The organism is Nannocystis pusilla, from assembly GCF_020073745.1.
GTDB classification, from domain to species: domain Bacteria; phylum Myxococcota_A; class Polyangia; order Nannocystales; family Nannocystaceae; genus Nannocystis; species Nannocystis radixulma.
In genome coordinates, this window is the sequence record NZ_JAIRAU010000060.1 from 40,432 (window position 1) to 54,324 (window position 13,893).

The 13,893-nt window shown below is 72.2% G+C and carries 9 protein-coding genes; 4 read left to right on the forward strand and 5 right to left on the reverse strand.

What is annotated here, in order from left to right; genetic code table 11:
- Nucleotides 1-19 precede the first annotated feature (19 nt).
- Nucleotides 20-283 carry a hypothetical protein gene (locus K7C98_RS43105; RefSeq protein WP_224197807.1) on the forward strand — a complete coding sequence of 88 codons (264 nt, stop codon included), beginning with the start codon at nt 20-22 and terminating at the stop codon, nt 281-283.
- A gap of 134 nt (nt 284-417) precedes the next feature.
- Here the strand turns inward: K7C98_RS43105 and K7C98_RS43110 are convergent, their stop codons facing one another.
- Entirely contained in the window at nt 418-738 is a 321-nt protein-coding gene (locus K7C98_RS43110) for a hypothetical protein (RefSeq protein WP_224197808.1), read from the reverse strand.
- Nucleotides 739-1,066: 328 nt separating this feature from the next.
- Between K7C98_RS43110 and K7C98_RS43115 the strand changes: the two genes are divergently transcribed.
- A complete protein-coding gene (locus K7C98_RS43115) occupies nt 1,067-3,808 on the forward strand; it encodes a serine/threonine-protein kinase (protein WP_224197809.1) in 2,742 nt (913 codons plus the stop codon).
- A gap of 346 nt (nt 3,809-4,154) precedes the next feature.
- On the opposite strand, the gene K7C98_RS43120 is transcribed toward K7C98_RS43115, so the two are convergent.
- Nucleotides 4,155-4,715 carry a hypothetical protein gene (locus tag K7C98_RS43120; protein ID WP_224197810.1) on the reverse strand — a complete coding sequence of 187 codons (561 nt, stop codon included), beginning with the start codon at nt 4,713-4,715 and terminating at the stop codon, nt 4,155-4,157.
- A gap of 284 nt (nt 4,716-4,999) precedes the next feature.
- Nucleotides 5,000-5,695 carry a class I SAM-dependent methyltransferase gene (locus K7C98_RS43125; protein ID WP_224197811.1) on the reverse strand — a complete coding sequence of 232 codons (696 nt, stop codon included), beginning with the start codon at nt 5,693-5,695 and terminating at the stop codon, nt 5,000-5,002.
- Nucleotides 5,696-5,845: 150 nt separating this feature from the next.
- Here K7C98_RS43125 and K7C98_RS43130 point away from each other — a divergent pair, with 150 nt between their 5' ends.
- Nucleotides 5,846-6,721 (forward strand): response regulator transcription factor, encoded by an 876-nt coding sequence (locus K7C98_RS43130; RefSeq protein WP_224197812.1) that lies wholly within the window; start codon nt 5,846-5,848, stop codon nt 6,719-6,721.
- Nucleotides 6,722-6,938: 217 nt separating this feature from the next.
- Entirely contained in the window at nt 6,939-9,692 is a 2,754-nt protein-coding gene (locus K7C98_RS43135) for a valine--tRNA ligase (RefSeq protein WP_224197813.1), read from the forward strand.
- Between the two features lie 250 nt (nt 9,693-9,942).
- Here the strand turns inward: K7C98_RS43135 and K7C98_RS43140 are convergent, their stop codons facing one another.
- Both K7C98_RS43140 and cdd read right to left on the reverse strand, forming a co-directional pair.
- Nucleotides 9,943-13,425 carry a WD40 repeat domain-containing serine/threonine protein kinase gene (locus K7C98_RS43140; RefSeq protein WP_224197814.1) on the reverse strand — a complete coding sequence of 1,161 codons (3,483 nt, stop codon included), beginning with the start codon at nt 13,423-13,425 and terminating at the stop codon, nt 9,943-9,945.
- The gene (cdd, locus tag K7C98_RS43145; protein ID WP_224197815.1) at nt 13,422-13,841 is read right to left on the reverse strand and encodes a cytidine deaminase; all 420 of its coding nucleotides are present in this window, start codon (nt 13,839-13,841) and stop codon (nt 13,422-13,424) included. The genes K7C98_RS43140 and cdd overlap by 4 nt, the downstream gene beginning before the upstream one ends.
- Nucleotides 13,842-13,893: the final 52 nt, after the last annotated feature.

Genomic DNA, 13,893 nt, shown 5'->3' on the forward strand with positions numbered 1-13,893 from the left:
GGCGCTAAGGTGACGGCCGGTGGCGGGCGACGTGCAGAAGCAGCTCGGCGAGCTCGAGCAGCTGGCGAGCAACCTCGGGGTGCGGGTCTGTTACGAGGCGATGACCGGCCTGTCGCAGGGCAGCGGCGGCCTGTGCAAGGTCCGCGGCGAGTGGCGAGTGATCATGGACAAGCGCCTCAAGCCGGCCGAGCGCCTGCAGGTGCTGGCGGACTCGCTGAAGGGCTTCGACACCGAGGCCCACTTCGTGTCGCCGCAGGTGCGGGCGCTGCTCGGCGAGGCGTGAGCGCCGGCACGGACATGTCTTTCGGGACAGCTCGTGCGATCGCCTGGTCTTCGGAACAGCATCGGCGCGACGAAGTCCAGGTCGGACGTCTGCGCGTTCGTGTCGCGCGCCGGGCAAAACCCCTGGGCCGGGCACTAAATCGGGGCCAAGAGATCGGCCAGCGCCGGGTCGTCGGCCAGGAGCGCCGAGACCTCACGTTCCACGGCGGCCCACACCTCGGGGCTGACGCGGGTCGGGCGCTGGGCCGCGACCATGGCCGCGATCAGTCGCTCCGCCGCCACCGCCGGCTCGAGGGCGCCGGCCGCGACCGCGGCCGCGAGCGCCTCGCTGGCCGCGACGTGTGCCGTCGACGCGGCCGGCGCGACGGCTTCCGCCGCGACGGCGCCCACGGTCTGCGGACCCTCGGCGCGGGCGATGCCGGTGACCGTCGTGGGGTCGTCGGAGATGGGCCGCATCAGTCTCGCCGGCGAAGGTAACAGGTCCGGCCTGCGCTGTCAGGGGCGCGCGCTCACTCCCGCCCGAGGGGGCGGCGCGCGCGACCGGCGAGCCGCGCGTGAGGTGGCGAGGTCACCCGCCGGCGAGGCGGTGGCCACCACCGCGGCGCGACGTCGAGGTGCCCGCCGGCCCTGCCGACGACGCGGCCCCACGCGCCGTCCCAGACGCTGCCGGTGACCGCTGTCAGGGCGCGCGGGGGGCCGCCGGTGCCGGCCGATTGACTTTCGCTCGCACCCGGGGTCACATGGCGGGGCCCTGCTTCCTCGCGTGCATGGGCCGGAGTTCGCGTTGAATCAGATCACCCAATTTGGCCCCTACAAGCTGATGGAGCGGATCAGCGTGGGCGGCATGGCGGAGGTGTACAAGGCCGTCGAGCAGGGCGTCGAGGGCTTTGAACGGATCGTCGCCGTGAAGCGGATCCTGCCGCACATCGCCGAGGATGACGAATTCATCACGATGTTCAAGGACGAGGCCAAGATCGCCGGCCAGCTCCAGCACGGGAACATCGCCCAGATCTACAACCTCGGCCAGCAGGGCGACAGCTTCTACATCGCCCTCGAGTACGTCGCCGGCAAGGACCTCCGCAACATCTTCACCCGCTGCCAGCAGCAGGGCAAGCCGATGCCGCTCGCGCAGGCCTGCTTCGTGGTGATGAAGGTGTGCGAGGGCCTCGACTACGCCCACAACAAGCGCGACAAGCACGGCCGCCACCTCAACATCGTCCACCGCGACGTCAGCCCGCCCAACATCCTCGTGTCGTACGAGGGCGAGGTGAAGCTGATCGACTTCGGCGTGGCCAAGGCCGCCGGCCGGGTCTCGCGCACGCAAGCCGGCATCCTCAAGGGCAAGTTCGGCTACATGTCCCCGGAGCAGGTCCGCGGCATGCCGCTCGATCGCCGCAGCGACGTGTTCTCGCTCGGCGTCGTGCTCTACGAGGTGCTGGTCGGCAACCGCCTGTTCCAGGGCGAGACCGACTTCGCCACGCTCGAGATGGTGCGCACCGTCGACGTCCCGGCGCCGAGCTCCAAGAACCCGGAGATCCCGAAGGACCTCGAGAACATCATCATGAAGGCGCTCTCGGGCGAGCCCGAGACCCGCTACCAGACGGCCATGGAGCTCCACGACGACCTCCAGGCCTTCATGTTCGCGCACGGCATGTTCTACAGTCGCAAGGATCTGGCGACGTGGATGCGCAAGCAGTACGCGCGAGAGATCGAGCTCGAGAAGGGCACCGGCAAGGCCCCGCCGGCGCCCGGACAGCGCCCCGCGCCGCCCGGAGCCCCGCCGCGCAAGGCCCCGCCGCCGCGCCCGCCGGGCAACAAGACGGTGCCGCCGCAGGCCGCGAGGTCGGCCCCGATCCCGCCCGCGGGAGGCCGTCCGGCCGTACAGACGCCGAGGTCCGAGGGCGATGCGCTGCAGCCGAGCGAGGACCAACTGGCCGCGGCGCGCAAGCGGTCGAAGACGATGTTGATGTCGCCGTCGAACCGGCCGTCGACGCTCAAGCCGGGCACGCCCGCGACCGGGAGCGTGCCGACGCTGCCGCCGGGCATGGGCCCCAAGGACCCGCTCAAGTCGACGATCGTCCCGGGCGGCGCGCCGCCGCAGCCGGCCAAGATGGGCGCCGCGGCGGCTCGCGTGGCCGCGGCGCCGCCCGCCGCCAAGTCGCCGCCTCCGCCGGCGTCCGACCTCGACTGGGACGACGACGAGCTCGAGACCAAGTTGTTCGACGATCCGGTCGGCGCGCCCAAGGCCAAGCGGGAGAGCGAGGGGCCGATGCGGCCCGAGCCGCCGCCGCAGGCCGGCCAGATCGAGTCCGAACCCGACGAGGGCTCGCCGACGGTCCAGATCCCGCCGAGCGCCGCGGCCGTGATCCTGGCCGCGTCGGTGGCTCAGGGGCCCGCGCAGGCGATGCCGGCCCCGCCTGCGGGCTCGCATCCGTCGTCGTCGTCGAGCATGGGCCGCGCGCCCGCGGTCGCGCCGGCGGTCTCGGGGCCGCGGCCGACGGCGCCCCCGCGCCCGGCCACCACCCAGCCGCAGACGCACGCCGTCACCGCCGAGGTCGAGGTCGAGGACACCGAGGCCGGCAAGCGCCCGCCGCCGATCGCCCTGTACGCCGGCGCCGGCATCGGCGCGCTGCTGCTGATCGTGCTCGTCGTCATGGTCTTCAGCGGCGGCGACGGCACGCCGAGCGCGCCGACCGATCCGGTCGCATCCGCCGACACAGCACCGCCGCAGCCGACCGCGACGGTCGGGACCATCCAGCTCGACGTCAAGCCCGCCGACGCGCGCGTCACCGTCAACGGCGTCGAGTACCCCGGCAACACGCCGCGCCTGATCTCCAACCTCGGCCCCGGCACGCACAAGCTGGTGGTCGCGCAGGACGCCGGCTACCTGCCGTTCGAGCAGGACGTCCCGATCGCGGCCGGCCAGCAGCTCACGCTGCCGGTGAAGCTGCAGGTCCGCGACGTCACGCTGACGATCAACACCAAGCCGCCGGAGGCGACCGTCAAGCTGCTCGAGGCCGGCGCCGCGCCGCTGCCGGTCGGCAAGGGCGGCGAGAGCTTCAAGCTGTCGCGCAAGCCGAACGTGGCCTACAAGGTCCTGGTCGAGGCGCCCGGGTTCGACCCGAGCGAGGTGCCGGTGAGCTTCAGCGGCGAGTCGTCCGACACCGCCGAGGTCGTGCTCGTCAAGGCCAAGGGCGTCACGCCGCCGACGCCGGAGAACCCGGTCGTCACGCCGCCCGCCAACAACAACAACGCGACGCCGAAGCCGCCGAGCGACAAGCCGAAGCCGCCGGCCGACAAGCCGAAGCCGAAGGCCAAGACCGCCGAGCTCAAGATCGGCAGCGCGCCCGGACGGCCGCCCGCGACCGTGTGGGTCGACAACCAGAAGCAGGCCAAGCCGACGCCCGTCACCGTGATGGTCGCCCCGGGATCGCACACCATCAAGTGGAAGTACCCCGACGGCAAGACCGAGACGCGCAAGATCACCGCCACCGACGGCGCGCAGGTCATCAAGGGCACGCCCTGAGGCGAGCGCCTTGCCTGTCCGCGCGGACAGGTGCGATGGGCCATGGCCCTTCGAACAGGACCCGAAGGCAAGCGCCTTCGGGTCCTGTGCTTTCGGACAGGCGCCAAGGCCGGTCCGCTCGGCGGTGAACAGGACCGACGGCCGGCGCGAGCGCGACGCCAGCGGTCAGGATGCTGGACGGTGAAGCGCCATGGGCGGGCCTCGCGGACGCGTCCGCGGTTCGAGCCGCGTCACGTGAGCGAGGCTTCGGAGCCCCCGTCGAGGCTCCGGGGCGGCACCGATGGAACCTGTTCTATCGGACATGCCCTGAGGGGCATTGCCCTCGGGTCAGCGGCGCACGCCGACGTCAACGCGACAGCGCTTCGGGGCAGGCCTGCAGCGGTCCGGCGACGACGCCCTCGGCGGTGGCGACGCCCTCACGGCGGAACTCGTTGCAGGCGTCGTGCTCGTCGTCGCCGCGGACGATCACGGTGAAGCGGCACACGCCGTGCTCGTCGGGGTTGCTGTTGTGCGTGACCAGATTGTAATGGTGGGCGTGCGGGGTCGTCTGCACGAAGCCGAGCGCGATCCACATCGGGTGCTCGGTCCACGCGCTGAGCGGGTAGGCGCCCGCGACGTCCTCGCCCCCCGGGGTGCAGGCGCCGCCGTCGGCGTCGCGGCAGACCACGTCGAGCGGCGGCGTGAAGCCGGTCTCGCCGCCGGCGGGCTGACCGAGCGGATGCGGGCAGCGGTGCGGCGCCTCGGCGCCGTCGCCGGTGAAGCTCGGCCGGCGCTCGTGGTAGTAGGCGGCGGTGGCGTTGAACAGCTCGCCCATGACCGTCACGGCCTCCGTGTGACGCTCGTGGCGCTTGATCGCCGCGTGCTCGCGCACCGCGAGCGTGGCGAGGATCGCGGCGATCGCGACCACGAGCAGCGAGTCGAGGGACGACAGGCCCCGTTGCGCGCGACCAGGGCGTGGTGGGGGAGGCGGGCGATGGGCGTGGGGGGACATGTTCGCGTCGGTGGATCGGCCGAAGGCCAGCCGGTGGGGGGAGGCTGCTGGATCTGTCGGCGTGACACGCGGCTCGCGGGGGCTGGCCGCTTCACTTCCTAGGTAAACTTTATTCAAAATTCGATCACACTCGGCTCCGATGCAAGGATCCAGATTCGCACGGCGGTCTGGGGTATCTCGCGCGCTCCCGTCCGGCGGCCTCAAGGATGCGCGATCCGGCCCGCGTTGGGGTCGGGCTTGCGCAGAACGGCGAGCAAGTGCGCGCCAAACTGGCGCAGAAAGCTGTCCCGGGCCCACCACTCACCGGCCGCCAGGACCTTGCCGATCAGCGGGAGCGAGAGGATCCGGGAGATCGGCACGAGGACGCGGATCCCGTAGACCCGCACGAGCTCCAGCTCGCGGGGGGCGAGCTTGAGCAGGCGGCCGAGCGAGTCGTAGCGGGTCACGTGGTGGTCGCCCTCGACCAGCACGCCGCCCGCGGCGACGATCGTGATCGGGTGCCGGATCCCGTGGGCCAGGCCGCGGAGGCTGCGGGGGTTGTTGATCTCGAGCAGCAGGAGTCCGCCGGGAGCGGTCACGCGGACGGCCTCTCGCAGCAGCGAGCGCACCAGCGCCAGCGAGCTGTCTTCGTCGCGGCCGAGGTGGGCCAGCGTGCGCAGGCAATACACGGCGTCGTAGGCAGCATCTTCGGCCGGGATCTGCAGCGTGTCGCCGTCCTGGTCGAGCTCGGCCAGCGGGGCCACCGAGACCGAGCTGGCGACGCGGCGGGTCCACTGGGTGATCTCCGGCGCGCCGTGGCCGAGGTCGAGGACGCGACGGCCGGCGACGTGACGGAGCACGGCCTCGCCCGCGAGCGCCTGGGCCAGCTCGGAGGCGCTGGGGACGGGGTCTGTCATCGCCGGCACGGGAGCGCCCCACCAGGTCGATTCGCTCGACCGCGGAGGCGGTGCGGCCGCGCCCTGGCGGCCCTTCGCACCCGACGACCGTGGATTCGTTGACCCGCTCACAGGCTCCATGGTACCCCTTGGACCCTCGAAGGAGCCTCGATGCCGACCAAGATCCTCGCGATCGACGACAGCAAGACCATGCGCCTCGCCATCAAGATCACCTTCGCGGCCGAAGACTATGATGTGGTCGCGGTGAGCAAGGGCTCCGAGGCGGTCGCTCGCGCGAAGCAGATGCCAGCGGACGTGCTGATCGTCGACGCCGCGCTCGCCGCCGGCGAGCCCTCGGGGTACGAAGTGGTCAGGGCGGTGCGCGCCGACCCCGACACAGCCCACATCCCCGTGCTCCTCCTGGTCTCGAATCAGGTCGGCATCGACGACGCGCAGGTCCAGGCCTGCGGCGCCAACGGGGCGATGACCAAGCCGTTCGACACCCAGGAGATGCTCGAGAAGGTCACTGCGCTGGCGCAGGGCAAGTCGATCTCGAGCGGCAAGCCGGTCCCGAAGGCTGCGCCTGCGCCGCAGCCCACGGCTGCGCCCGCGCGTCCGGCTCCGGTACCCGCGCCGGCGCCCGTGGCTGCCGCCCCGACGCCGGCCGTCGCGCGTCCGGTTCAAGCTCCTTCCACGCCTCCGGCCGCGGCGCCCAAGCCCGCGGTCGCTGCCACGCCCGCCGCGCGCCCCGCTGCGGCCACGGCGACCGGCGGCAACAAGAATTTCCCGGCAGCTTTCGCCTCAGGAGAGGATATGGCCAGCAAGATCCCGATCGCGACCCCCATCCCGTTCGCTCCCGCCGATGCGCCGACCGCCGGCATGCTCAAGCGTCTCCAGGCGGCCGGCGGGGCCGGCACCGGGCTCGACCCCAAGGCCGTCCAGGCGCTGCTGTCGCTCAGCCGCGATGTCATCGAGCAGGTCGTCTGGGAGGTCGTCCCGGACATGGCCGAGCAGATCCTCGCGCGCGGGCAACAGGCCCGGCACTGAGCGCCGTCCCGGGGCATGACCCCGGATCTTGAATCAGACTGGCCGCCTCGCGCGATCTGGATCGCTCCCAGGTCGATGCGTGGCGGCTTTGCCGTGTTCGCATAAGCCCACGACGCGGCGAAGAAGATGCGCACTCGCGGGGACGTGACAGAGTCTCGGCGAGATGGGCCGGACGAGTGCGAGTGAAGATGCCGCCCCGATGGGGGCCGGAGGGAGCATGGAGAAGCTCAACAGTGTCTACGAGCCGCAGGCCGTCGAGGCCCGGCTCTACTCGTGGTGGCGCGACGCCGGGAACTTCAAGCCGGCGCCCGGCGCCGACCGGCCGACCTACACCGTGGTGCTGCCGCCGCCGAACGTCACCGGTCGCCTGCACATGGGCCACGCGCTCACGGCGACGATCGAGGACACCCTGGTCCGCTGGCGCCGCATGTGCGGCGACGCGGCGCTGTGGCTGCCCGGCACCGACCACGCGGGGATCTCGACGCAGGTCATGGTCGAGCGCCAGCTCGTCAAGGAGGGCACCAGCCGCGAGCAGGTCGGGCGCGAGGAGTTCGTGCGCCGCGCGTGGGAGTGGACCCGCGAGCACGGCGGCATCATCGACCGCCAGCACGAGGCGCTCGGCGCCTCGCTCGACTGGACGCGCTACCGCTTCACCCTCGACCCGATCTCCTCGCGGGCCGTGCGAGAGGCGTTCGTCCGCCTCTACGAGGACGGCCTCGTCTACCGCGCGTTCCGCCTGATCAACTGGGACCACGCCAGCCAGACCGCGCTCAGTGACCTCGAGGTCGAGCACCGCGAGTCCGACGGCTCGCTGTGGCACCTCGCGTACCCGGTCGAGGACTCGAGCGACGTCCTGGTGGTCGCTACCACCCGCCCCGAGACGATGCTCGGCGACACCGCGGTCGCGGTGCACCCGGACGACCCGCGCTACAAGCACCTGATCGGCCGGCGGGTGATCCTGCCGCTGACCGGTCGCAAGGTGCCGATCGTCGCCGACCCGATCCTCGTCGACATGAACTTCGGGACAGGCGCGGTCAAGGTCACGCCGGCCCACGACTTCAACGACTTCGAGGTCGGCAAGCGCCACGACCTCGAGCTCGTGGTCGTGATCGACAGGCGCGGCCGGCTCAATGAGAACGTGCCCGAGCGGTTCCGCGGCCTGACCGTGGCCGAGGGCCGCGAGGCGGTGGTCGCCGCGCTCGCCGAGGCGGGCGCGCTGATCAAGGTCGAGCCGCACAAGCTCAACCTCGGCTACTCGCAGCGCACCGGCGTGGTGTGCGAGCCGCTGCCCTCGGACCAGTGGTTCGTGCGCACTGGGCCGCTGGCCGAGCCGACGATCGAGGCGGTCCGCAGCGGCCGCACCAAGATCCTGCCCGAGCACCGCGAGGGCGACTACTTCCGCTGGATGGAGAACATCCACGACTGGTGCATCTCGCGTCAGCTGTGGTGGGGCCACCGGATCCCCGCGTGGCACTGCGCCGCGTGCAGCAAGATCACCGTCGGTCGTGAAGACCCGAGCGCCTGCGCCCACTGCGGCTCGACGGCGATCGAGCAGGACCCGGACGTCCTCGACACGTGGTTCTCGTCCGGGCTGTGGCCGCTGACCTGCCTCGGCTGGCCGGAGCAGAGCGCCGACCTGCAGCGCTTCTACCCGACGGCGCTCATGGAGACCGGCTGGGACATCCTGTTCTTCTGGGTCGCGCGCATGATGATGTTCGGCATGTACTTCGGCGGGGACGTGCCGTTCCGCAACGTGTTCCTCCACAGCATGGTGCTGGGCGAGGACGGGCGGAAGATGGCGAAGATGCGCGGCAACGTCGTCGACCCGATGGAGATCATCGAGAAGTACGGCGCCGACAGCCTGCGCTTCTACCTGTCGACGATGGCCGGCCAGGACCAGGGCATCATCTTCAGCCGCGCGCGCGTCGAGGGCTATCGCAACTTCTGCAACAAGCTGTGGAACGCGGCCCGCTTCGCGCTGATGAACCTCGAGGACTTCGGCCCCGCCGAGCTCGCGGCCTACCGCGCGCAGGTGATCGAGAAGGCCGACGTCGGACCGCTGGCGATCGCCGACCGCTGGATCCTCGCGCGCGCGCTCGAGACCGCGATCGCCGTCGACGAGCTGTTCTCGCAGTACCGCCTCGACCTCGCGGCCCACGCGGTCTACCAGTTCGTGTGGTACGAGCTGTGCGACTGGTACCTCGAGCTGGCCAAGAGCAACCTCCGCGAGGGGGCGCCGCCGGCCGATCGCCGGGCCACGCAGGGCACGCTGGCGACGGTGTTCGACCTGGTGATGCGGGTGCTGCACCCGATCGTCCCGTTCATCACCGAGGAGATCTGGCAGCGCCTGCCGCGTCCGGCGGGCGCGCCGGCGAGCCTGATGCTGGCGCCGTTCCCCCGCCCGCGCGTGCGTGACGGCGAGAAGGTGCTCGAGCTCGACGGCCCGGTCGCGCGCGTCGGGGCGATCCTCGCCGAGGAGGGCACGCTCCGCGCCCGCGAAGACATGACGGCGCTGGTCGAGCTGACGACCGCGGCCCGCAGCCTCAAGGCCGAGTTCAAGCTCCCGCCGGGCAAGCGCGTCGAGGTGCTGGTCCGCAGCGACGACCCGGAGGTGCGGGCCCGCATCGCCCGCCTGCACCCGCTGGTGGTCCACCTGGCCAAGCTGCAGCAGCTCCGTCTGATGGAGCCGCACGAGGTCGCGCCGAAAGAGGCCGCGACAGAGGTGGTGCGCGGCGGCGAGGTGATCCTGCCGCTCGCCGGTCTGGTCGACTTCGCGGCCGAGCGCACGCGCCTGTCCAGGGACCTGGAGAAGGCGCGCAAGGAGGCCGACGGCCTGACGGCGAAGCTGCAGAACCCGGGCTTCCGCGCCAAGGCGCCGCCCGAGGTGATCGCCAAGGGCGAGGCGCGTCTGGTCGAGCTGGGCGGCGATCTCGAGCGCCTGCAGGCGACCCTGGCCCGCCTCGGCGGCTGACGATGTGCAGCCCTACCGGCAGGCTGCTATGCCTGCCGGCATGGCTTACTCGAGATTTGGCGTATCAATCTTTCTTATGTGCGTGCTCTCGGCCTGTTCCGACGACCAGGCCGGCGAGACCGGCATGTTCGACGCCGCGGCATGAGGCCTGACGCATCAGAACATGTCTGGAGGGGCATGTCCAAGAGGACATGGCGCCAAGGACATGATCGAGACGACATGCGCGAGCGCGCATGTCGCTTCAAGCATGTCATTCCTCGGGCGCGCAGCCGACCTCGGCCGGCGGCAAGTCGTCGGCGTCGGCGCGCGCGGCGATGAACTCGCGCAGGCTGTCGGCGTCGGTCGGGAGGGTGTCGCGCCAGCGGATCACGCGGCCGTCGACGCCGACGGCGATGACGCTGCGGCCGTCACTCTCGATCGTGGCGGCGGACACCTCGTCGAGCCCGCGCAGGCGGCGGAAGTCGCGGCGGGCGGCCAGCGGATCGGGCTCGTCGCCGATGTCCCACAAGACGAGGTCACCGCTGGTGAGGGCGACGGCGATCCGGCTGCCGTCGTGCGAGATGGCGGCGATCCGCTCGACGAGATCGGGCGGGGCGAGCTGAATGCGCAGCTCGTGGCTGACGCGGTCGAACACGCGCAGGATGTTGTCGCGGCTGACGGTGAGGATCCACCGGCCGTCGCCCGACACGCCGAGCTCGCCGACCTGCAAGCGATGGCCGCGGAGCTCGCCGAGCCGGCGGCCGTCGAGATCGACGTGCTCGACGTGATCCTCGGCGGCGAACACGAGCTCACGCGTGCCCGGGATCCCGCGGAGGGCGGCGATCCGCTGGCGCACGCGCAACAGCTCGCGCAAGCCCGGGGCCCCGGGATCGTGGCGCAGCAGCTGACCTTGCGGACCGCCGAGCAGGAACGCCTCCTCTCCGCGGAAGAACAGCGTCGGCGGGCCGCCGTCGACCCGCTCGAGCGCGCGAACGGGCTCGGAGGCCGTGAGGTCGACCAGCAGCAGCCGGCCGTCCTCGCACGCGACGCTGAAGCGCGGGCGCGACGGATCGACGCCGGCGCGAAAACCATCGCAGCCGGCGCCCAGCTGGGTGCGGACGACGACGGCGCCGTCGGGGAGCGAGAGCCCGAGCAACTCACCGCCGGTGTCGAGGACGAGCGCGTGGCGGCCGTCCTCGGCCAGCGCGACCCGCTGGACCGGTCGCGGCGTGGGGATCGCGGCGATCGATCGCATGCTCGCGGTGTCGAGGACGTGGATCGCCGTCGCACCGCCCAGGACGAGCCGCGTGGCCGCCGGGGCCATGGCGATCGCGCCGCGCCCCACCGGCTCGGGCGCGACCCACTGCTCCCGGGCGAACGTAGAGGCCGGCCACACGAACACGCGCGGGTCGTTGCCGACGGCGGCGACCCACCGACCGTCCGGCGAGAACTGGGCGTCGAGCATGTGCGCGGGCACGGCGAGCGGATAGGCGGTGTCGGTGGCGAAGTCCCAGATCCCGACGCGCGAGTCGCCGCCGACCGAGGCGACCTTGCTGCCGTCGGGCGAGAACGCGGCGCGGCGGACGTAGCCCTCGTTCGGGGTGAGCAGCAGGCCGCGATCGGCGACGAGGTCGTAGTGGCGCAGGTAGAAGATCGTGGCCGGCGCGAGCAATTGATCGGAGGCGGGCGAGAACCGGATCTCGCGCAACGAACCCACTTGTGACTGGCCGGCAGGCAGCGTCCACCGCAGCAGCCTGCCGGAGCCGCTGCGCGTGTCGTGCAGCCACACGCCGCCGTCGGCGACGGTGCCGGCGAACCACCGCCCGTCGGGCGAGACGCCGCCGGCCTGCGTCAGGACGACGTCGTCGCCGGGGTCGACGACGGTGCGCGCGCCGCTGACGAGGTCGTGGAGGTAGGCGCGGTTGCGGTCGACGTCGATGCAGCCGATCTGGCGCGCGGTCCACGGGACGGTGTTGGCGAAGCAGCGGTCGATGACTTCGCCGGCGCCGGTGTCGAGGTCCCAGCGGCGCACGGCCAGCGCGTCGTCGGCGGTGTAGAGGGTGCGCCCGTCGGGCCCGAAGACGACGTTGCGGACGCCGTCGGTGTGGCCGATGAGCACCTGCGCTTCGCCGCTGTCGAGGTCCCACACGCGCACGCTGTGGTCGCGGCTGGTGGTCGCGACCCTGCGTCCGTCGGGCGAGAAGGCGGCGCGCCAGACGTCGCTGGTGTGGCCGCGGAAGACGCGAGATGTCCAGGAGGACATGTCCCAGACGCGCAGGGTGCAGTCGTCGCTGGTGGTGGCGAGGCGGCCGCTGTCGGGCGAGAAGGCGACGCGGCTGATGGCCGCCCGGTGGCCGCGGAGGACCCGCGGCAGGCCGCGCGCGTCGAGGTCGGCGGCCAGCTGCCGCGTGCGCCGCCAGTCGGCCGCGGGCGACAGCCCGTCGAGCAGCCGCAGGGCCTCGATCGGGTCGCTGTCGAGGACGAGGCGAGCTTGCTCGAAGGACAGGTTGTCGGCGCGCCGCTCGGCCTCGACCTGGGCGGCCTGGGCCCGCCGCTCGGCGTCCTCGGCGAGGTCGCGCGCGCTCTCGGCGAGGTCGCGCTGCTCGCGGACCTGGGCGAAGCTCAGGGCGGTGACGCCGACGATGAGGAGCACGCTGACGGCCGCCAGGCCGAGCACGGCGCGGTGACGGCGGACGAACCGGCGCACCCGCTCCCACGCGGTGTAGCGGTGAGCGCCGACGATCTGGCCGGTCTGGAACCGCCGCAGGTCGTCGGCGAACTCCTTGGCGCTGGGGTAGCGGCGCCTGCGGTCGCGCGCCATCGCCTTGTCGACGATCGCCACCAGCTCCTCCGGCGCGTCGGGCTCGCGGCTGCGCAAAGGGACAGGTGACTCGAAGGCGGTCTTGTAGATCATCTCCATCGCGTTGCCGGCGTCGTACGGCAGGTGACCGGAGAGGAGGTGGTAGAGGATCGCCCCGAGCGCGTAGACGTCGGTGCCGGTGTCGACCTCGGCGCCCTCGGCCTGCTCGGGCGACATGTACCCGGGCGTGCCGACGACGGCGCCGACGAAGGTGAGGTCCTTGCCGGGCGCGGCGGAATTGATGGGCCCGGCCGGCGCGAGCTCGGCGACGTCGAGCTCCTTGGCGAGGCCCCAGTCGATGACGACGGTCTCGCCGAAGGCGCCGACGAGCACGTTGTGCGGCTTGAGGTCGCGGTGGATGATGCGCTGGCTGTGCGCGTAGGCGACGGTCTCGGCGATCGCCAGCACGTGCGGCAGGAGGGCCAGGCGCGCGCCCAGGGTCCGCGCCTCGGCGAGGACCTTGTCGAAGGAGCGGCCGGAGACCAGCTTCATGGCGAAGAACGGCTCGCCGGTGGGCCAGCGACCGGCGGCGTAGACCGGGACGACGCCCGGGTGCTGCAGGCGCGCGGTGAGCAGGACCTCGCGGACGAACCGCTCCTCGTCGACCGGGCGGCCGTGGACGAGCAGCTCCTTGAGCGCGACCGGCCGATCGAGGCTGGGGTCGTGCGCGCGCAAGATCCGGCCGATGCCGCCCTGCGCGAACGGACCGGCGATCACGTAGGTGCTGCGATCGATCTGCGGCAGGCGGCTGGTCGCGGGCGAGGGCGTCGCCGGCGGCGGCGGCGCTTCGGAGGGCGGGATCGTGACGACCTCGTCGTCGACCGACGGCGTGGCGACGAGCGTGGGCAACGCTGCGCTCGCGGGCAGCGTCTCGTGGGGACGCTCGGGGCTCATGGTTCGCGCGGCGCGAGGAAGCTGGCGTCGAACGCGAAGGGCAGCAGGTCGCGGACGCGCGTCCGGAGCTCGGCACCGCCGGTGGTGACGAGCACGAGGTCGGCTTCGGCGGCGAACTCGAACAAGATCTGGCGACAGGCGCCGCACGGTGCGGCGGGTCGGTCGGCGCCGGTGACGACGGCGATCGACTCGATGGCGTCGGCGCCGTGGGTCAGGGCGTAGAAGAGCGCGACCCGCTCGGCGCACAGCCCGAGGGTGTAGCTGGCGTTCTCGACGTTGGCGCCGGTCCAGATCCGGCCGCTCCGGTCGCGCAGGGCGCAGCCGACGGCGAAGCCGCTGTACGGACAGCGGGCGGCGCCGCGGACCTCGGCGGCGGCGGCGACGAGCGCCACTTCTTGTGGATCAGGCGCCGTCATCCATCACGTCTTCGATCTCTTCGATCTCTTCGACGAGCTCGGGCTCGGCCTT